A 19,575-nucleotide genomic window follows, 5' to 3' on the forward strand; every position below is an offset into this window, starting at 1 on the left:
CCTCGGCCCGGCACCAAGCGCCCCTACACACTGACAAGCCGGGTCCTGGCCACGCAAGGCTGATAGGGAGGAACGTATGCCGGCGCAAGTGACGGAACGGCAGTACCAGGGGCAGGTTCACGAGCAGTCGCGTCAGCTCATGTCCGCGTGGATGGACGAGCTGGCACGGGCGGAAGCCGAAGGGGTGGCCACCGGCGCCCTGATGATCTCGGGCAATTGCGTGGAGCTGCTCCGCGCCTGCCATGTCCTCCCCATGTTCCCCGAGGTTACGGCGCTCCAGAACGCCATCCGGAAGAAGTCGCTGCCGCTCATCCTCAAGGCTGAGCAGGCCGGCTACTCCAGCGACAACTGCGCCTACGTCAAGGCCGACATCGGGCTCTTCCTCGAGGGCGGCATGGGACCGGGCAGGCCGATCCCCTTCCCGACGATCACGGTCTGCAACTACGTGGGCTGCAACGTCTACGTCAAGTGGTTCGAGCACCTGGCTGACATCAGCGGAAGCAAACTCTTCATGCTCGATGTCCCCTTCGCCCGCACGGCCGAGCCCACCGAGCAGGACATCCGCTACGTGACCGCCCAGCTCAAGGAGCTCGTCGCGCTCTGCGAGAGCGTCTCCGGGAAGAAGTTCGACATCGACTACCTGCGGGAGATTCTGGCTCACGCTGCGCGGGCCGAGGCCGGATACGCCCGGACGAAGGAGCTGTGCAAGCGTCACCCGGCACCCTTCGACGCCTACTTCGACGCCATCAACATGATGGGCCCCATCAACGTGCTGCGGGGCACACGGGAGGCCGCGGACTTCTTCGACGTGGCCGTGACGGAGTTCGAGGGGCTCGTGGCCCAGGGGCTCGGGCCCCTGTCCGAGGAGCGCTTCCGCACGGTGGTGGAGGGGCCGCCGCCGTACCCCTTCTACAAGAGCTTCCGCAACCTCTTCGCCAAGTGGGGGGCCGTCGGGGTGGCCTCCACCTATTCCACGGTAGGCGGGATCTGGGAGTTCGGCTTCCGGCACGACCCCAGGCGGCCGCTGGAGTCCATCGCCGAGCAGATGCTCCGCGAGAATCTCACCAACCGCTCGATCGTAGCCCGCTACGCCCAGATCAAGCGCTACGTGGAGGAGTGGGAAGCCGACGCCCTCGTCATCCACTCGATCAAGTCCTGCCGGCTCTTCTCGGCGGGGCAGGGAGACATGCGGGAGTACTTCACGCGGGACCTGGGCGTGCCCACGCTCATGGTGGAGTCGGATCTCGAGGACCCGCGCTACTACGCGGAGGCGCAGATCAGGAACCGGATCGACGCCTTCTTCGAGTCCCTGGAGCACAAGAAACTCGTTGCCGCGGCTCGCTGAGGCGGTCGAGGGGAGCGGACCAATGGCGGAGCGCAGCGGGGCGGCGATCGAGAAGGTCCCGGTCTACTGCTACCAGTGCGTCGCCGGGCCGGACCTGCTCAAGGTCATCGTCAAGGACGGCGTCGCCGTCGGTGTGGAGCCGAATACCGAGTTTGCCGAGCAGCACCCGGCCTGCGGGAAGGTCTGCGTCCGCGCCTACGGGCTCATCCAGAAGCTCTACAACCCCGGTCGGGTCCGCTCCCCCATGCGGCGCACGAACCCGCGCAAGGGGCGCAGCGAGGATCCGGGATGGAAGCCCATCTCCTGGGACGAGGCGCTGGACATGCTCGGGGAGCGGCTCTCCGCGCTGCGGGCCCGGGGGCTGGTGGACGAGGCGGGCTATCCGCGGCTGGCGGTGACCTTCGGGGCAGGCGGCGTCGCCCCCGCCTTCCTCGGCACGATGGCGGCGTTCCTGGCGGCCTGGGGACCGGTGGACCAGGGGATAGGCAGCGGCCAGGGCGTCAAGTGCTATCACTCCGAGCACCTCTACGGCGAGTTCTGGCACCGCGCCTTCATCGTGGCTCCGGACACCCCCCGATGCGACTTCGTGCTCTCCTTCGGCCACAACGGTGACGCCTCCAGCGGGGTCGCCGGGGTCTACCGGCACTCCGAGGCGCGGGTGCGCGGGCTGCAGTGGGTGCAGCTGGAGCCCCACCTGAGCATCACGGGGGCGGGGGCGGTCGAGTGGGTGCCCATCCGGCCGAAGACCGACGCCGCCGTGCTCTTCGCCCTCCTGCACGCGATCCTGGTGGAGCACGACTGGCGGAGCGTCTGCGACGTGCCCTTCCTCACGAACATGACCAGCTCGCCCTACCTCGTCGGCCCGGGGGGGTACTTCCTCAGGGACCCGGCCACGAGGAAGCCGCTCGTGTGGGACCTGGACCGCGAGCGCGCCGTGCCCTTCGACGACCGGCTATGCGTGCGGCCGGCGATGGAGGGCGAGTACCTGGCGGCGGGCGTGGAGGTGGGCGCCGACGAGGCCGTCACCAGCGTGAGCGAGCGGGTGCGGCCGGCCTTCGCGCACCTGCTGGCGCACGTGGGGCCGTACACGCCCGAGTGGGCGGCCACCATCGCCGACGTCCCGGCGGACACCATCCGCCGCCTGGCGGCGGCCTACCTGCGCCACGCCCGCGTGGGCGCCACCATCGAGATCGAGGGTGCCACCTACCCGCACCGCCCCGTGGCCATCCTGCTCGGCAAGACCGTCACCAACGGCTGGGGCGGCTACGAGGCGTGCTGGGCCCGCACCCTGCTTGCGGCTCTCGTGGGCGCCCTCGAGGTTCCCGGAGGCATCCTGGGCACCGCGGTGCGGCTCAACCGCCCCGCGCAGAACCGCCTCGACTCCGTTCGGCCTGGGCCCGACGGCCTCATGGAGCAGTCGACCAACGCCACGACTCGCGAGGGCTGGAAGGGCTCGCCGCATATCCGGAACGCCTACCGGACGCTGGTCCCGCTGGCGAACAACTCGCCCTGGTCAGCGGCGCTCGGCCCCGCGCACCTGCCGTGGCTCTTCCTCGACAAGGACGCTGCGCCCGAGCACTGGCCGGCGCCCACGCTGCCCGAGGTCTGGATCACCTATCGAACCAACCCGGCCGTGTCGAGCTGGGAGACCGGCCGCATCGAGCGAGAGCTCGAGCGCTTCCCGTTCGTGGCGGCCTTCGCCTACACGCCTGACGAGACCAACTGGTACGCGGACCTGCTCCTCCCGGACGCCAGTGACATCGAGTCGCTGCAGCTCTACCGCATCGGGGGCACCAAGTACCAGGAGCAGTACTGGCAGCACTCGGGCTGGGCCCTCCGACAGCCGGTGGCGCCCACGCCGTTCGACACGCGAGACATGACAGACGTGGCCACCGAGCTGGCTGCCCGTGTCGGCATCCTGGACGGCTATCTCGACGCGGTGAACCGCGGGGCGGGGACGACGATCCCACTGCGCGACGCGGGGTACGACCACTCGTTCAAGCCCGGCGACAAGCCGGGCGTCACCGAGATCTGGGACCGGGTGTGCCGTGCGGCGAGCCGCGCCCTCACGGACGGCAAGGTCGAGCTGGACCTGGAGTGGTTCAAGCGCAACGGCGCCTTCTTCGTTCCGTTCTCCACGCGGCAGTACTTCCTGCACACGGCCATGGTGGCCCAGGGGCTGCGCTACGAGCTGCCGTATCAGGAGCGCATCAAGCGCATCGGCGAGGAGCTCGCCGCGAGGCTGCACGAGCGGGGCATCAAGTGGTGGGACGTCCAGCTCGAGGAGTACCAGGCGCTGCCCGGGTGGAAGGACTTCCCGGGCATCTGGCGGCAGACAGCGGTGGTGCGCGGACGCAGCCCGAAGGAGTTCCCGTTCTGGCTTCTGACCAGCCGGAGCATGCAGTACTCCTGGGGCGCGAACGTCTCGCTGCCCATCCTGGCCGACGTGGCGCGGCACGTGAAAGGGCATTTCGGCGTCATGCTCAACCGCGGGGCGGCGGCCCAGCTCGGCGTCCAGGACGGTGACTTGGTGGAGCTGGAGTCGCCCACGGGCAAGACCCAGGGGCGCGCGATCCTCCGGGAGGGCGTGCGCCCCGACGTGGTGGTGATCCTGCAGCAGTTCGGGCACTGGGCGACCCCCTTCGCGCGCGACCTCGGCATGCCCAACCTCAACCAGGTGGCGAGCATGGACCTCGCGCTCACCGATGCCACGGGCAGCGGTGCCGACCTCGTCCCCGTGGCGGTGAGGAGGGCCTCGTAATGCGCTGGGGCATGGTGATCGACGTCCGGCGTTGCGTGGGTTGCCAGACCTGCACGATCGCCTGCAAGCAGGAGCACGGCCTGCCGTCAGGCCAGGTGTGGCGCTTCGTCGCCGACTGCGAGGTCGGCGAGTATCCGGACGTGAGGCGGCTGTTCCTCCCCATGCAGTGCATGCACTGCGCCGAGCCGCCTTGCGTTCGCGTCTGTCCCACGGGCGCCTCCCGCCAGCGCCAGGACGGCATCGTCTGGGTGGAGTACGGCGCCTGCGTCGGCTGCGGCTACTGCGCGGTCGCCTGCCCTTACCATGCGCGCCACCTGATCCACGAGGCGCTGGGCTACTTCGAGGTCCTCACGCCGCCCGAGCGGGCGACGGCGCGCCCCGGGCGCACGGGGGTCATGACCAAGTGCACCTTCTGCCAGGAGCGGGTGGATGCCGGCCGGGCTCAGGGCCTCACCCCGGGCATCGACCCGGAGGCCACACCCAGCTGCGCCGTGGCGTGCATCGCCAACGCGATCACCTTCGGCGACCTGGACGACCCCAAGAGCCCCGTGGCGAAGCTCCGGGCGGAGACCCGGGCCCAGCCGCTCCTGCCCGAGTGCGGGACCGAGCCCTCGGTCTTCTACGTGGTGGAGTAGGCCATGCAGCCCTCCGGCACCGCCCGCTCCGTGGAGCTGATCCCGGCCACGCCCCAGAGGCTCTGGGGCAAGCCCGCCGTCGCCAACTTCGCCCTCGGCGGCCTCGGCGCCGGCCTGTACCTGGCAGCGACGGTCGAGGTCTGGCTCGGGGCCCCTGGCGCTGTCAACGTCGCCTCGTGGCTCGGCCCGGCGCTGGTCGTGGCAGGCTTCATCGCCGTCGCCACCGAGGCGGGGCGCCCGCTGCGCGGCCCCCGCGTCCTTGTTCGCCTGCGCACCTCCTGGATGTCGCGGGAGCTCTGGGTAGGCGGCGGTTTCATCGTCCTCGCGGGGGCGGAGCTGGTCTTCCGGCTGGTCTGGCTCCGCTACCCGGCGGCGGCCGCCGCCATCGGTCTCTGCCTCGCCCAGGGATGGATCCTGCGGCACGCCCGTGGCGTCGCCGCGTGGGACGTCCCGCTGATGCCGCTGGTCTTCCTCCAGTCGGCCATCGTGTCGGGGACGGGGCTGCTGGTGCTGGTCGAGGTGGCGGCCGGCCGCGGCCTCGACGGCGCATTCCTGATCGCCGCGGCGCTCGGCGTGGTGGCCGGCATGCTGGTCTGGCGGGGCTTCGTGGGCTGGCCCGGAGGGCCCGCGTTCGTCCGCTCCACCGCCGCGCTCAAGAGCGGCCGGGCGGGCGTCGTGATCCTCGCGGCGGGGTACCTGGCGCCGCTCCTGCTCGGCACACTGGCCGTCACTCTCCCGACCGGCGGGGCGGGCGCTCTCGCGCTCGGCGCGATCCTGATGGTCGCGGGCCAGGTCTACGCCAAGGCCGAGCTCATCCTGACGGCCGGTCAGCTCCGGCCGATCACGCTCGCGAACCTCACGCTTCGCAGGAGGACATCATGATATTCGGCGCGGGAGTCGATGTGGGCTCGACCCAGACCAAGGCGGTGATCCTCGATGAGTCCCGATCCATCGTGGCTCGATCGCTGATCGCCACCGGAGCCAATGTGACCCGGGCCGGCGAGAACGCCTTCGTCGAGGCCTGCAAGGCGGCGGGGCTGCCGCGGGAGGCCGTGGGGTACGTCGTCGGCACGGGGTACGGCCGGTACAAGGTGACCTTCGGGGATGCCCAGATCACCGAGATCACCTGCCACGCCCGCGGGGCGCACTCGATCTTCCCGCGCACCCGCACCGTGATCGACATGGGGGGCCAGGACACCAAGGCGATCAAGGTCGGGGCGGACGGCTCGGTCATGGACTTTTCCATGAACGACAAGTGCGCCGCCGGAACGGGGCGCTTCCTGTCGGCGGCGGCCGAGGTGACAGGGATGGGGCTCGACGAGATCGGCCCCATCTCGCTCGAGGCCAAGAACCCGGTGCGCCTGACGTCGGTGTGCACGGTGTTCGTCGAGTCCGATATCATGTCCTATCTCGCCCAGCGGAAGACGGTGCAGGACATCCTTGGCGGCGTTCACAAGGCCATCGCCACGCGGACCATGGCGCTCGTGCGCCGCGTGGGCGTGGAGGAGGAGGTCACCTTCACCGGCGGAGTCTCGCGCAACATCGGGATGGTGAAAGGGCTCGAGGCCGTGCTGGGCCGCTCGATCAACGTCCACGAGGAAGGGCACTACATGGGGGCCCTGGGGGCCGCGCTCTTCGCGCTGGAGCGCGCCGAGGTCGCCGCAACTGAAACCGCCGGGAGGGCCTAGCCATGCTCGTGGCCGGGATCGACATCGGATCGGGAACGACGAAGTGCATCCTCGTGGACGGCGACGGCCAGGTGCGTGGGCGCGCCGCCGTCCGGACGAAGGCGGACTTCGAGAAGGTGGCGCGCGAGGTGCTGGACGCGGCCCAGGCCGAGGGGGGCCTCGCCGGGGAGGAGGTGGCCTACGCCGCCACCACGGGGCTGGGCCGCTACGCGGTGTCCTTCCGGGACATCCAGATCACCGACCTGACGTGCGGCGCGCGGGGGGCGGCGACCGTGGTCCCCAGCACGCGGTACGTGCTCGACATCGGTGCGCAGTGCACGCGCGCCATCAAGCTGCGCGAGGGCGGGAAGGTGAAGGAGTTCCACATGAACGAGAAGTGCGCCGCGGGGTCCGGCGGCTTCCTCGAGCGGGCGGCCAAGTACCTCGAGGTCACCGTGGCGGACATCGGGCCGATGTCCATCAGGGCGGACAAGCCCCAGACGATCTCCAGCGTCTGCGCGGTGCTGGCCGAGTCGGAGATCATCAACCACATCTCGGAAGGCGCCGGGGTGGAGAACATCCTGCGCGGGATCCACAACTCGCTGGCGGACCGGGCCCTGTCCATGCTCAAGCGCGTGGGCCTGGACGGCGACGTCACCCTGATCGGCGGCGTGGCGCTCCAGGAGGGCATGGTGGCGGCGCTGCGCGAGAAGCTGGGCGTGCCGGTCCACGTGCCCGAGAACCCGCATCTCACCGCGGCGCTGGGGGCGGCCCTGCTGGGGCTCCAGCGCCTCCGGAAGATGTCCATGGCCAGTGCCGCCTGAGGAGAGCGCCATGAGCCGAAGCGATGTCACTGTCCGGGCCGTGGAGGCCTCGGACCTGCCCGCCATCATCCGGATCGACGAGAAGCTCTCGGGCCAGACCAGCAAGGAGTACTGGCAGCGCCGGCTCGAGATCTCGGCGCTGCGACCGCCGTGGATGTCCCTGGTGGCGGAGACCGACGGGCGGATCGGCGGCTTCCTGTTCGGCTGGGTGGCGGAGTCAGAGTTCGGCATGTCCCAGCCCACGGCGTGGGTGGACCTGATCGGCGTGGATCCGCCGTACCGGGGGCGCGGTGTCGCGCATGCGCTGATCGACCGGTTCGTCCGGAGCGGCCAGGAGCTGCGGGCGATCCAGAAGGTGGCCACCCTCATCGACCTCACGCAGGCCGACGTGCGCGAGTTCTTCCTGCGGCAGGGTTTTCACCACGGGCCCATGATCCAGATGGAGCGGGACGTCCAGTCCTGAGAGAGATCCTGCGCTCCTGCACGGCGAGGGGCGCCGAGGGTGACGGCGAGCATGGTCGAGGTGAGGGTTCACGGGCGGGGGGGACAGGGGGTCCAGGTCGGCTGCCAGATCCTGGCCGGGGCCTTCTTCCGGGCGGGGCGGCAGGTCCAGGCCTTCGCCGCGTACGGCGGGGAGCGCCGTGGCGCGCCCGTGACCGGCTTCGTCCGGGCCGACGACAGCCCCATTCGGCTCCGCTGCGACATCGAGCGGCCCCGCTACGCTCTCGTCCTTGATCCCACCATGCTCGACGGCGGGACCCTGGTGGCCGACGTGCCGTCAGGGGGCACCGTCGTCCTGAACAGCGCCGGGACGCCGGCGGTCACGCCGCCGCAGGGCGTGAGGCTCATCGTGGTGGACGCGACGGGCATCGCGGGCCGCGCCGGGCTCGGCCCCATCGTGTCCACGGCGCTGCTGGGCGCCTTCGCACAGGCCACGGGGCTCGTCTCGCTCGAGGGCCTTCTGGCGGCGGTGCAGGAAGGCAGTCCGGCTCGCCGGGGCGAGAACCTCGAAGCCTGCGCCGCCGGCTATCACGCTGCGGCCGGCGCCACGGCCGCCCCCGCCTCCGCCTAGCGCCATGCCCCGCGAGCTCGGAGCGCCGCGTCCCCTCGGCTGGTCTGAGCCGGGCCGGACGACGCTCGAGATCAAGACCGGCGGCTGGCGCACGAGGCGGCCCATGTACGTCGAGGCCACGGCGCCCTGCCGCGCGGCCTGTCCAGCCGGCGAGGCCGTCGCCCGCTGGATCGAGCTGGCGCGGCGCGGCGAACTGGCGGCGGCCTGGGCTCTGATCCGCGAGGCGAACCCTTTCCCGGCCATCATGGGACGCGTCTGCGCCCACCCATGCGAGTCGGCCTGCAACCGCCGCCAGCACGACGGCGGCGTGGCCATCAACGCCCTCGAGCGCTTCGTGGGAGACTGGGGGCTGCGCCACGGCGCCCGCGCGCTGCCGGACCTGCCGAGGCCAGGGCGGGTGGCCGTCGTGGGCGGAGGTCCGGCGGGACTTGCCTGCGCCCACGCGCTGTCCCGGCGCGGCTACCGGGTGCGGCTCTACGAGGCCGAGGCCGCGCTGGGCGGCCTCCTGCGGTACGGCATCCCGGAGTACCGGCTGCCGCGCGCGGTCCTGGAGCGGGAGATCGAGCTCGGCATCGGGCCTGGCGTGGAGGTGCTGACGGGCCAGCGCCTCGGGGCGAATCTCGCGTGGGAGACGGTGGCGGGTCACGACGCCGTCTTCCTCGCCACCGGAGCCTCGCTGCCGCTCGGCCTCGGCGTTCCCGGGGAGCAGGCGCAGGGGATAGGCAACGGTCTCGGGTTCCTCCGCGACCTCGCCTGCGGGACGCGCCCCACGCTCGGACGCCGCCTGGTGGTGGTGGGCGGCGGAAGCACGGCGATGGACGTGGCCCGTTCGGCCCGCCGCCTCGGCGTGCCATCGGTCAGCGTGGTGGCGCTCGAGGGGCGGGAGGAGATGCCGGCGCTTCCCGAGGAGGTGAGCCAGGCGCTGGCCGAGGGGGTCGAGATCAGGAACGGCCTCGGGGTGGCGCGTTTCGTGGAGGGGGGCGGCCGGGTCACGGGCGCCGCCGTGGTTCCGGCGCAGCTCGAGCGCGGGGGGGACGGCACGATCCGCCCCCTGTTCCGCCCCGGGCCGTCCGAGGTGATGGCGGCCGACAGCGTGCTCCTGGCCATCGGGCAGCGGACCGATCTCGCGGCGCTCCCGCCGCCGCTCAGGGGGGCGCGAGGACTGATCGCGGCGGGCAAGGACGGGGCGACGCCGACTGTGCCAATCTTCGCCGGGGGGGACGCGGCCTCCGCCGAGCGGACGGTCACGCACGCCGTCGCCGCGGGGATGCGCGCCGCCCGTCGGATCGACGCGGTGCTCTCCGGAGGGGCTCCGGCAGCGCCGGCTGCCCTGCCGGGGGTCAGGGCCCTGCCGGCTCACGTGGTCGCCTTCGCCGAGATCAACCTCGACTACTTCCCGCGCGCGCTGAGGGCCGGGCGACCCGAGCGACCGGCCCCAGGGCGGGTCGGTTCCTTCGCGGAAGTGGTGGAAGGGTTCAGCGCGGTCACCGCCCGGGAGGAGGGGGCGCGCTGCTTCACCTGCGGCCACTGCGTGGACTGCGACAACTGCCTGATCTACTGCCCCGACATGGCAGTGAGCCGGCGGGACGAGGGCGGCTACCGGCTCTCCACCGACCACTGCAAAGGCTGCGGTCTCTGCGCACAGGAATGTCCCCGCGGGGCGCTCCAGATGGTGAGCGAGCGATGACACCCATGCAGGCGGCCGCCCGCCAGCGGCGGATGCTGCTCACGGGCAACCACGCGGCGGCCTACGGCGCCCTTCTCGCGAAGCCCCAGGTGATTCCCGTCTACCCGATCACCCCCCAGACGCCTGTCCTCGAGAAGCTCCTGGAGCTGGCCGAGGCGGGTGAGCTCACCGGCGAGATGATCACGGTGGAGAGCGAGCACTCCGGCATGGCCGCGTGCATCTCGGCGTCCCTGGCGGGCGCGCGCGTCTTCACGGCCACGGCCTCGCAGGGCATCGCCCTCATGCACGAGATGCTCCACTTCGCGGCCGGCGCCCGGACCCCGGTGGTCATGGTGAACGTCAACCGGACCCTCGCCTCGCCGTGGGGGTTCTGGGCCGATCAGACCGACAGCCTCTCCCAGCGCGACACGGGCTGGATGCAGTTCTACTGCGAGTCGGGGCAGGAGGCGCTGGACACGGTGCTCCAGGCCTATCGCGTGGCCGAGTCCGTCCTCCTGCCGGCCATGGTGGTCATTGAGGCCATGTACATCTCCCATACGCTGGAGCCCGTGGAGGTGCCCGAGGCGGCGCTGGTGGCGGGGTTCCTGCCGCCCTTCGAGCCCACGCTGCGCCTGGATCCCGGGCAGCCACGCAGCGTGGGCGGCGTCACCACGCCGGCCCAGTGGCGGCAGAACCGACTCGCCATGCAGGAGGCCATGACGCTCGCCCTCGGCGCGGTGGCGGAGGCGGGCAGGCTGTACGGCGAGCTGACGGGCCGCGCCTACGGAGCCACCGAGAGCTACCGCACGGAGGACGCCGAGGTGGTGCTGGTGGCCGCCGGTGGCATGGCCGGCACGGCGCGCGAGGCGGTGGATCGGCTGCGCCAGGCGGGGATCGCCGCGGGGCTCCTGAGGCTGCGGCTCTTTCGCCCATTCCCTGGCGCCGAGATCGCCGAGGGGCTGGCCGGGGCGGCGCGGGTGGCCGTGGTGGACCGCAACTGCTCCGTCGGCAGTGGCGGGATCTTCTGCCAGGAGGTGCGGGCGGCGCTCAGCAGCCTGGGGCAGGGGGCAGTGCCGGTGCTCTCCTACATCGCCGGCCTGGGCGGGGTCAATGTCCCGCCCGAGCGCATGATGCGAATCGTCACGGACGCGCTCGGCCGCGACGGGATGAGCGCGGGGCCGATCCAGGCGGAAGAGCTCTGATGGAGCGCTTCCTGTCCGGGCACTCCTCCTGCCCCGGCTGCGCGGTGGCCCTGGCCGTCCGCTTCGTGCTGCGGGCGGTACCGGACGACGCCGTCGTGGTGGTGGCGCCCTCGTGCATCGGCCCCATGATGGGCCCTGTGCCGCTGTCCTCCGTGACGGTGCCGGTGTTCCACACCGCCTTCGAGACCTCGGCGGCCGCCGCCTCCGGTCTGGCCCGCGCCTATCGCGCCAGGGGGGAGCAGGCCACCGTCGTTTGCCTGGCCGGCGACGGGGGAACGTTCGATATCGGGCTGCAGGCCCTGTCCGGGGCGGCCGAGCGCAACGAGGACTTCGTCTACGTCTGCTTCGACAACGAGGCCTACCAGAACACCGGCAACCAGAAGTCCTCGGCCACGCCGTGGGGAGCTCGCACGGCCTCCACTCCCGGGGGCAAACGCACGCGCAAGAAGGAGCTCATGGAGATCATCGCCGCTCACCGGATCCCCTTCGCGGCCACGGCCTCGCCGGCGCACCCCGAGGACCTGATGGGCAAGGTGAGGCGCGCGGGCGCGCTGCGGGGGACGCGCTTCCTGCTCGTCACCTGCCCCTGCGTCCCGGGCTGGGGGATTGGCGATGAGGCGTCGCTGCGGATCCTGCGCCTCGGAGTCGAGTCGCGCGCCGTGCCACTGTACGAGATCGAGGACGGGACGCGCTACCGCATCACGCACGAGCCGGCGGGGATCCCCGTGGCCGAATATCTCCGCCCCCAGGCGCGCTTCGCGCACCTGGCGGAGGCGGACATCGCCGCGATCCAGGCCGAGGTGGACTGGCGCTGGGAGGGGCTGGTGGAGCGCGCCGGCCGCAGGGTGGCCGGAGGGGCGCCCATCGGGGAGGAGTCGCGCGCATGACTGATCTCACGCTGGTGGAGCGGCTGTCCCGGCCCGAGCTCGAGCGCCTGCAGGTGGCGCGGCTGCGGCGCCAGGTGGCGCGAGCCGCCGAGCGGGTGCCGCTCTACCGGGAGCGGCTCCGGGCGGCGGGGGTGACGGCGGCCGACATCGAGTCGCTCGGGGATCTCCGTCGCCTCCCGTTCACGGTCAAGGCCGATTTCCGGGACACCTATCCCTTCGGCCTCCTCGCCGTGCCCATGGACGAGATCGTCCGTATCCACGCCTCCTCGGGCACCACGGGCAAGCCCACCGTGGTGGCCTACACGCGGGGGGACATGGACACGTGGAGCGAGGTCATGGCGCGGACCCTCATGCTGGGGCGGGTGGGCCGGAGCGACGTGCTCCACAACGCCTACGGCTACGGGCTCTTCACCGGCGGGCTCGGCTTCCACTACGGCGGCGAGCGGGTGGGCGCCGCAGTGATCCCCATCTCCGGCGGCTTCACCGACCGCCAGGTCATGGCGCTCCGGGACTTCGGGAGCACGGTGCTCTGCTGCACCCCCTCGTACGGCCTCTACCTGGCGGAGGCCCTGGAGGAGGCCGGGATCGCGCCGAAGGACCTCCGGCTTCGCCTCGGTTTCTTCGGTGCGGAGCCGTGGACGGAGGGGATGCGGGCCGCGCTGGAGGCGCGGCTCAACATCGTGGCGCTCAACGTCTATGGCCTGTCGGAGGTCATCGGTCCCGGCGTCTCGTGCGAATGCCCGGAGAAGCAGGGCATGCACGTGGCCGAGGATCACTTCCTGCCTGAGGTGCTGGACCCGCAGACCCTGGAACCGGTGCCCGCCGGGGTGACGGGCGAGCTGGTGCTCACCACGCTCACCAAGGAGGCCCTGCCGCTGCTCCGGTACCGGACGCGGGACCTGACGACGCTCGTCACGGAGGCCTGCCCCTGCGGGCGGACGCTGACGCGGATCGGGCGAATCACGGGCCGCACCGACGACATGCTCATCCTGCGCGGGGTCAACGTCTACCCCTCGCAGATCGAGCACGCGCTCCTGCAGGTGCCCACCCTGGAGCCGCACTACCTGCTGGTGCTCAAGCGCGAGACGGCGCTGGACACGCTGGAGGTGCGGGTGGAGGCGACCGGCAGCGTCGCCGAGGCGGGGAAGGAGGCCCTCGTCGCTCTCGGCGCCGTGGCGAAGCGGAAGATCTACGAGGTGATCGGCGTCACGGTGGAGGTGACCGTCGTGCCGCCCCGCACCATCGAGCGCAGCGTGGGCAAGGCCCAGCGGGTGCTCGATCTCCGGGAGAAAAGGGAGAAGGTGCCATGAGCGACGGCCGCTTCATCAGGTACTCGGACGAGGGCGAGGTGGTCCGAATCACGCTGGCGCGCCCCCCGCTCAACATCCTCACGATCGACATGATCGAGGAGCTGGGCCAGACCATCGAGGCTGCCGGAGAACGCCCCGGCGTCAAGGCGCTGGTCTTCGCGGCCCAGGGGAAGGCCTTCTGCGCGGGAGTGGCCGTGGAGGACCACATCGGCGACCGCGCCAAAGCCATGATCGACGCTTTCCACGGCGTCTTCCGGCGGCTCCACGCCGTGGACTGCCTCACCGTGGCGGCGGTGCAGGGCGCGGCGCTGGGCGGGGGCGCCGAGCTGGCGACCTTCTGTGACGTGGTCGTCGCGACGGAGGACGCGAGCTTCGGTCAACCGGAGGTGAAGGTGGGCGTCTTTCCCCCGATCGCGGCGGCGCACTATCCGAAGCGCGTGGGGCTGGCGCGAACGCTCCGGCTGCTGCTGTCGGGCGAGACCATCAGGGCGGAGGAAGCGCTCCGCATCGGGCTCGTGGACCGCGTGGTCGCCCCCGACGCCCTGACGGCCGCCATCGCCGAGGAGCTGGCCCGGGTGACTCCGCAGAGCGCCGTCGTCCTGCGGCTCACCAAGCGCGCGGTGAAGGAGACCCTGGGTGTGGGCTTCGAGGAGGGGCTCGGTGCGCTCGAGGAGCTCTACCACACCGAGCTCATGACGACGGAGGACGCGGAGGAGGGCCTGCGCGCCTTCGTCGAGAAGCGCAAGCCGGTCTGGAAGAACCGGTGAGAGAGGGGAGGGGCACATGAACGGCAGCACGACGCTCAGGGGGAAGGCGGCCCTGGTGACAGGCGCCGGGCGCGGCATCGGCCGCGCCATCGCGGTGGCCCTCGCGCAGGCGGGGGCGCAAGTGGCGGTGCTCGACATCCTGGCGGACAATGCGGAGAGCGTGCGGCGGGAGGTCGAGGCGTGGGGCGTGAAGGGGCTGGCGGTGGCCGTCGATCTCACGAAGCGCGCCGAAGTGGAGCGCGCGGTGGCCGAGGTGGTAGGACAGTTCGGCCAGCTCGACATCGTGGTGAACAACGCCGGCTGGGACAAGATGGAGATGTTCCTCGACAGCGAGGAAGAGACCTGGGACAAGATCATCGCCATCAACTTCAAGAGCGTCCTCTACGTCTGCAAGGCAGCGCTGCCGCACCTGGTGAAGCGCGGTGCGGGGCGGGTGATCAGCATCGCCTCGGATGCCGGGCGGGCGGGGTCCACGGGGGAGAGCGTGTACTCTGGCACCAAGGGGGCCATCATCGCCTTCTCGAAGACGCTGGCCCGGGAGATGGCGCGCCACCAGGTCACGGTGAACGTCGTGTGCCCCGGCCTCACCGAGACGCCGTTGCTCCAGGGAATCCGGGCGCAGTCCGAGAAGACGGCGCGGGTGATCGACGCCGTCACCCGCGCCATCCCGCTGGGACGGGTGGGCCAGCCCGAGGACATCGCCGGCGCCGTGGCTTTCCTCGCGTCCCCCGCGGCGGCCTTCATCACTGGCCAGACGCTCAGCGTCTCCGGTGGCCTCACGATGGCCTGAGCCGCGGCGGGAGGAGGGACGAGCCATGCTGTGCGGACATTCGGGGAAGGGCATGATGATGGCCGGGCTGATCCTGACCGTGATCGGTGCCGTCATCGTGCTGGTCCGGACTTTCCAGGTTCCGGGGTACTGGATCCCCTTGCTGGTCGGCGTGGCGCTGCTGCTGATCGGCGCCCTCCGTCGCAGCCATGCGGGCGGCTCCTGAGGCGCCACACCCGAGCGCAGGCCGCGCTTCTGATGGAATCACGCCAAACCGAGAAAAGGAGACTGCGATGAGCGATCGACCGCAGGCCATCGACATCATGTACTACGTGGCGACGCCGGAGTTCATGGCCAAGTGGGCCGACGCCAAGAAGGGTGAGCTCGTCTGCCGCATGGAGCGCGCCATCGGCAGCCTGCCCCAGTTCGAGTCCATTCCGACGATGCTCAAGAAGATGGACGAAGCCGGGGTCGAGAAGGTGTTCATCACGCAGACCAAGATGTGGTCGTACTGGAACAAGTGGATGTACATGGACACGACGCTCGAGGAGGTGACGCAGTACACCGAGAAGTATCCGGACCGCTTCGTGGGGCTGGCGGGCTACAACCCCTTCCGCATCAAGGAGAGCCTGGCGGAGATCGAGCTGGCCGTGAAGAAGCACAACTTCAAGGGCGTGTACGTCCACATCTACGGCTTCGACATCCCGCTGCACGACCGGAAGATGTACCCGCTGTACGGGAAGTGCGTGGAGCTGGACGTGCCGGTGTCGATGCAGGTCGGGCATGTGCTCGAGTCCATGCCGAGCGAGCACGCCCGGCCGATGTACCTCGACCAGGTCGCCTGTGACTTCCCGACCCTGCGCATCCTGGGCGCCCACACCGGTTGGCCGTGGGTCGAGGAGCTGATCAGCGTCTGCTACAAGTGGGACAACGTGTGGTTCGGGGTGGACGCCTGGATGCCCAAGTACCTCAAGCCCGAGATCTTGAACTTCATCAACAGCCGCATGGGCATGGACCGGGCGGTGTGGGGCACCAACGGGCTGCCGTGGAAGGAGAGCCTCGACCAGGTGGACGGGCTGGGCTTGCGGCCGGAAGCCCGGCAGAAGCTGATCCGGGACAACGCCAGGGAGCTGTTCAAGATCTGACGAGGGGAGAGTCGATGCCGCTGCCGACCCAGATTCTGATCGAGGAGCACCGCGTGATCCTGCACGCGCTGGACACCCTTGCCCGCGGCGCCGACCACCTCCGTGCCGGCGGGGCGCTGCCGGACGCCTGGTGGGAGGAGCTGGTGGAGTGGTTCCGCGCCTTCGCGGACCGGAACCACCACGCCAAGGAGGAGGCGGCGCTGTTCCCGGCGCTGGTGAAGCACGGAGTCCCGCAGGAGGGAGGGCCGGTGGGCGTCATGCTGGAGGAACACAGGCAGGGGCGGGCCCTCATCGTCGCCATGGCGGCAGGGGACCCACTGCAGCGGGCGGACAAGGCCCGGCAGTACGTGATACTCCTGCGGCAGCACATCGACAAGGAGAACGACATCCTCTTCCCGATGGCGGACGAGGCGCTGGACGACGGGGCGAAGCGTGCCGTCGGGCGCCAGTTCGAGGCCATCAAGGCGGAGCAGGGCAAGACCGCCTCCATGGCCTGGGCCGAGGGCGTCGTGAGCCGGTTGGCCGCCGCGCTTGGCTAGGGTCTGTGCGCTCCGCTGGCCGGTGGCGGGCACGGCCTGCCAGGCGAGCGTCAGGCTCGACGAGGCCCGCTGAGAGCCCCTCGCGGTCAAGGGATCCCGCGGAGCTCAGGCGCGGAGGAGGGCGAGGCCGAGCATGACGATGGCCAGCGTCACCAGCACGTTGATCCGCGCCAGCCACGAGGCGCGGCTCCGCGCGGAGGGGTGTGCGCCCGGGGCGCCGGCGCGGGGGCCCAGAACGAAGTCGTGGAAGGCGCTCAGGATCAGCGCCAGGATGACGAGGCCGAGCTTCCAATGGAAGCGAGGCGAGGCCAGCAGGAAGGAGTAGAGCCAGAGGTTGACCAGGCCCGTCGCGACGAGCACGCCGATGGCGATCCAGCCCACGGTGCGGAAGCGCAGGCCCAGCTCGTGGACGAGCCTGCTCCTGAGCGCGGGATCCTCGAGCCTCCGGGTGACGGGGACGAGCACCAGCGCGATGAAGAACATGCCCCCGATCCAGGTGACCGCGGCCAGGACGTGAAGCCAGCGGACGACGAGGGACAGGGACATGCCGCGAAGGATAGCACAGCCGGGCTCAGGCGCGGCGGGCGCGGGATGCCACGTACCGAGTTCTGGACCGACCGCACCGTGGGCTGGTACGCCCGCGCCCTGGCGCGGAGCGACTTCGCCGCCAAGGTGGTCGCCGCCATCGGGCCCGCCCTCGCTGGCTGCCGTGACGCCCTCGACGTCGGCGCTGGCTGCGGCGCGCTGGCGCTGCCCCTGGCGCAGCGCCTCGAGCGCGTGACGGCGCTTGAGCCCTCGCCGGCCATGGCGCGAGGGCTCAGGCAGGCCGCTGCCGCGGCGGGGCTCGGCAACGTCACCGTCGTGGAGGCGGCGTGGGGAGAGGTCGACGTGGCGCCCCACGACCTCGTGGTCTGCGCCCATGTGGGCGAGCTGCTGAAGGCCGGCTCGGCCTTTCTCGCCGCCACGCCGGCCCTGACCCGCCGGCTCCTCGTTCTGGTGAGGGACGCGCCCCGGGCAGAGGACCAGGACAAGTTCTTCTACCGGGAGCTGTACCCGGCGCTGCTCGGCCGGGTCTACGAGCACCGCTCGCATGCCAGCGAGACGCTGGCGGGGCTCCGGGCCGTCGGCATAGAGCCCCGAGTGACGACCATCGAGTACTCCTCGGACCAGCCCTTCGAGGACCTCGACGAGGCCTGCGACTTCTGGATGACCTACATGGGGCTGGAGGGACAGCCGCCCCGGGACTACCTCAAGGGATTTCTGAGTGAGCGTCTCGTAAAGACTGACGGCAAGTGGAGAGCGCCGTTCAGAAAGACAGCCGTGCTCTTCATCTGGTCACCAGGTCACCCCGTGCGGCGTCCCGGGCGGCCCGGATGAGCGGGGGGAAGCTGTAGGTCGGCACGGCGCAGCCTGGGGCCACGAAGAAGCCCGAGGGCCCGGCCGCCGCCCTGGCGCGTTGCACCTGCTCCCGGATCACCGCGGCCGATACGTAGGGGAAGTTCACGTGGTCGATGCCGGCCATGAGGGGCAGCGGCGTGAGCTTGCGCACCTCGGCGATGCCGGGGCCCCCATGGAGATCGGACCAGGACAGTGCATGCACCGGGTAGTCGAGGAGCCGGTCGAGGTAGAGGGCCTCTCCATGAGCATGCAGTACGTGGCACTCGCCGAGCCCCCGCACCGTCTCCAGCAGGGCGAGGTCGAAGGGGCGCATGAAGCGCTCGAACTGCTCCCGCGTCAGGCTCTCGGCCGTGGCCGGCACCGAGAAGAAGATGCCGGCGGCGCCGCGCTGGAGACTCGCCCGGGCATAGGCGATGAGGTTGTCGTTGACCACCTGGAGGGCGCGCTCCAGCGCGGTGGGGTGATCGGTCATGAGGGCGCCCATGGCCTCCTTGACGAGGTTGCGGCGCAGCGTGTTCCACGCGTTGAAGACGGTGTCCACGAAGAGCGCCTGGCCCGACAGCGCCCGGGCGATCAGCTCGACGGCCCTGAGTTGAGTCCCCAGCGGCGTCTCCAGGGGATCGAAGGGGCCCAGGCGCGCGAGGTCCGCGGGCGTGGCCATGACCTCCAGCCCCGCGGGCATCGGGTAGTCGTAGTCGTTCATGACCTTGAGCAGATCCAGATCGTAATGGGCGAAGAAATCGAGATGCACCTGGGCCGCCCGCTCGGCGGGCGCGTGCTGGTTGCCGAAGTGGTACCACATGGTGAAGGGGGGCCGGTCTGGCGCCTTTCCGGCCAGGGCCGCTCGAACACGCTCGATCTTGTTCATGGGGCCTCCCGTGGCCAGAGCCTGGGGGTACGCCTTCCGCATCACGGGGTCGTTGACCCGGGTTCGCCGTCGTGTCGGCGAGCACGACGCGGCCGGCGTGGACGATTCTAGACCAGGGCGGTGAGGCGGACCAGCGTTGACGCGAGGCTACCGGAGCGTGAGGCCGGCATCCTCGGAGAACTCGATCAGCAGCGCCTGCCCCGGCTTGATCTCCACGTCCTTCTCGAGCGTGAAGCGGCGCGGCCGGTCCTGGTCGCGGTCGGCGTGGCCGTCGGCGAGGGTGACCTGGAGCCGGCGGCCGCCGGGAGCGACCGGGACTTCCTCGTAGGCGAAGGTGGGGCCGTCGCCGCGGAGGCCGCCAGGCGAATAGCTCTTCCGGAGCCGGGGTTGGCCGTCCACCGACGAGCGCAGGAAGGCCCGGAGGTCGTCGGCGTAGAAGAAGTAGACGACGGCGGCGAAGAGTGGCGGCTGGAGGAGGGTCAGGATCAGCGTGTCGAGGCGGTGCTGCCGCGTCTCGGCGTTCCAGCCGAAACAGGCGGTGAGGAGCGTGTCGGCCCACGGCCCCATGCCGGGACCCACGAGCAGGAAGGCCACGGTCAGGGCCCCGAGGCCGAACATGGCCAGGAGCAGACAGGGCGCGAACAGCCGGTGGGTGAAGAACTCCGTCGGCGTCGTCATCTCTCCCTCCCTCGCGCCCCAGTGTGCCCCCGGGGGCACACT

21 protein-coding genes are annotated in these 19,575 nt (G+C 71.0%); 18 read left to right on the top strand and 3 right to left on the bottom strand.

Features of this window, described 5'->3' with window-relative positions; genetic code table 11:
• Positions 1-76 precede the first annotated feature (76 nt).
• The 17 genes from HYV93_20300 to HYV93_20380 all read left to right on the top strand — a co-directional run bounded on the left by HYV93_20300 (position 77) and on the right by HYV93_20380 (position 16,589).
• Positions 77-1,345, top strand: coding sequence for a 2-hydroxyacyl-CoA dehydratase (locus tag HYV93_20300; GenBank protein MBI2528308.1), 1,269 nt, complete (start codon positions 77-79; stop codon positions 1,343-1,345).
• Positions 1,346-1,367: 22 nt separating this feature from the next.
• On the top strand, positions 1,368-4,106 hold the full coding sequence (locus HYV93_20305; protein MBI2528309.1) for a molybdopterin-dependent oxidoreductase: 2,739 nt from the start codon (positions 1,368-1,370) through the stop codon (positions 4,104-4,106).
• Positions 4,106-4,741 (top strand): 4Fe-4S dicluster domain-containing protein, encoded by a 636-nt coding sequence (locus HYV93_20310; protein ID MBI2528310.1) that lies wholly within the window; start codon positions 4,106-4,108, stop codon positions 4,739-4,741. Before HYV93_20305 ends, HYV93_20310 begins: the two co-directional genes overlap by 1 nt.
• Before the next feature lie 3 nt (positions 4,742-4,744).
• Entirely contained in the window at positions 4,745-5,623 is an 879-nt protein-coding gene (locus tag HYV93_20315) for a dimethyl sulfoxide reductase anchor subunit (protein ID MBI2528311.1), read from the top strand.
• Entirely contained in the window at positions 5,620-6,429 is an 810-nt protein-coding gene (locus HYV93_20320; protein ID MBI2528312.1) for a 2-hydroxyglutaryl-CoA dehydratase, read from the top strand. The genes HYV93_20315 and HYV93_20320 overlap by 4 nt, the downstream gene beginning before the upstream one ends.
• Positions 6,430-6,431: 2 nt before the next feature.
• Positions 6,432-7,232 carry a 2-hydroxyglutaryl-CoA dehydratase gene (locus HYV93_20325; protein MBI2528313.1) on the top strand — a complete coding sequence of 267 codons (801 nt, stop codon included), beginning with the start codon at positions 6,432-6,434 and terminating at the stop codon, positions 7,230-7,232.
• A 10-nt stretch (positions 7,233-7,242) separates the two neighbouring features.
• Positions 7,243-7,695 carry a GNAT family N-acetyltransferase gene (locus tag HYV93_20330; protein ID MBI2528314.1) on the top strand — a complete coding sequence of 151 codons (453 nt, stop codon included), beginning with the start codon at positions 7,243-7,245 and terminating at the stop codon, positions 7,693-7,695.
• 39 nt (positions 7,696-7,734) lie between these two features.
• A complete protein-coding gene (locus tag HYV93_20335) occupies positions 7,735-8,304 on the top strand; it encodes a 2-oxoacid:acceptor oxidoreductase family protein (GenBank protein ID MBI2528315.1) in 570 nt (189 codons plus the stop codon).
• Between the two features lie 4 nt (positions 8,305-8,308).
• Positions 8,309-9,991 (top strand): FAD-dependent oxidoreductase, encoded by a 1,683-nt coding sequence (locus HYV93_20340; GenBank protein MBI2528316.1) that lies wholly within the window; start codon positions 8,309-8,311, stop codon positions 9,989-9,991.
• The gene (gene porA / locus HYV93_20345; protein ID MBI2528317.1) at positions 9,988-11,172 is read left to right on the top strand and encodes a pyruvate ferredoxin oxidoreductase; all 1,185 of its coding nucleotides are present in this window, start codon (positions 9,988-9,990) and stop codon (positions 11,170-11,172) included. Before HYV93_20340 ends, porA begins: the two co-directional genes overlap by 4 nt.
• Complete coding sequence (locus HYV93_20350) at positions 11,172-12,059, top strand: pyruvate synthase subunit beta (protein ID MBI2528318.1); 888 nt, start codon at positions 11,172-11,174, stop codon at positions 12,057-12,059. Before porA ends, HYV93_20350 begins: the two co-directional genes overlap by 1 nt.
• The gene (locus HYV93_20355; GenBank protein MBI2528319.1) at positions 12,056-13,369 is read left to right on the top strand and encodes a phenylacetate--CoA ligase; all 1,314 of its coding nucleotides are present in this window, start codon (positions 12,056-12,058) and stop codon (positions 13,367-13,369) included. The genes HYV93_20350 and HYV93_20355 overlap by 4 nt, the downstream gene beginning before the upstream one ends.
• Positions 13,366-14,136 (top strand): enoyl-CoA hydratase/isomerase family protein, encoded by a 771-nt coding sequence (locus HYV93_20360; protein ID MBI2528320.1) that lies wholly within the window; start codon positions 13,366-13,368, stop codon positions 14,134-14,136. The genes HYV93_20355 and HYV93_20360 overlap by 4 nt, the downstream gene beginning before the upstream one ends.
• Positions 14,137-14,152: 16 nt before the next feature.
• Positions 14,153-14,926, top strand: coding sequence for a glucose 1-dehydrogenase (locus HYV93_20365; protein MBI2528321.1), 774 nt, complete (start codon positions 14,153-14,155; stop codon positions 14,924-14,926).
• A gap of 25 nt (positions 14,927-14,951) precedes the next feature.
• Entirely contained in the window at positions 14,952-15,131 is a 180-nt protein-coding gene (locus HYV93_20370; protein ID MBI2528322.1) for a hypothetical protein, read from the top strand.
• 67 nt (positions 15,132-15,198) lie between these two features.
• Entirely contained in the window at positions 15,199-16,050 is an 852-nt protein-coding gene (locus HYV93_20375) for an amidohydrolase (GenBank protein MBI2528323.1), read from the top strand.
• Positions 16,051-16,064: 14 nt separating this feature from the next.
• A complete protein-coding gene (locus HYV93_20380) occupies positions 16,065-16,589 on the top strand; it encodes a hemerythrin domain-containing protein (GenBank protein ID MBI2528324.1) in 525 nt (174 codons plus the stop codon).
• 105 nt (positions 16,590-16,694) lie between these two features.
• On the opposite strand, the gene HYV93_20385 is transcribed toward HYV93_20380, so the two are convergent.
• On the bottom strand, positions 16,695-17,135 hold the full coding sequence (locus HYV93_20385) for a DUF4149 domain-containing protein (protein ID MBI2528325.1): 441 nt from the start codon (positions 17,133-17,135) through the stop codon (positions 16,695-16,697).
• Between the two features lie 45 nt (positions 17,136-17,180).
• Between HYV93_20385 and HYV93_20390 the strand changes: the two genes are divergently transcribed.
• Positions 17,181-17,966, top strand: a complete 786-nt coding sequence (locus HYV93_20390) for a class I SAM-dependent methyltransferase (protein MBI2528326.1) — start codon at positions 17,181-17,183, stop codon at positions 17,964-17,966.
• Here HYV93_20390 and HYV93_20395 read toward each other — a convergent pair.
• Together HYV93_20395 and HYV93_20400 are read right to left on the bottom strand one after the other, a co-directional pair.
• The gene (locus HYV93_20395; protein ID MBI2528327.1) at positions 17,917-18,855 is read right to left on the bottom strand and encodes a hypothetical protein; all 939 of its coding nucleotides are present in this window, start codon (positions 18,853-18,855) and stop codon (positions 17,917-17,919) included. The two genes, HYV93_20390 and HYV93_20395, sit on opposite strands and share 50 nt — an antisense overlap.
• Positions 18,856-19,002: 147 nt before the next feature.
• On the bottom strand, positions 19,003-19,533 hold the full coding sequence (locus tag HYV93_20400; GenBank protein ID MBI2528328.1) for a hypothetical protein: 531 nt from the start codon (positions 19,531-19,533) through the stop codon (positions 19,003-19,005).
• Positions 19,534-19,575 lie beyond the last annotated feature (42 nt).

The sequence above is a fragment of the Candidatus Rokuibacteriota bacterium genome (genome assembly GCA_016188005.1).
Classification (GTDB): domain Bacteria; phylum Methylomirabilota; class Methylomirabilia; order Rokubacteriales; family CSP1-6; genus UBA12499.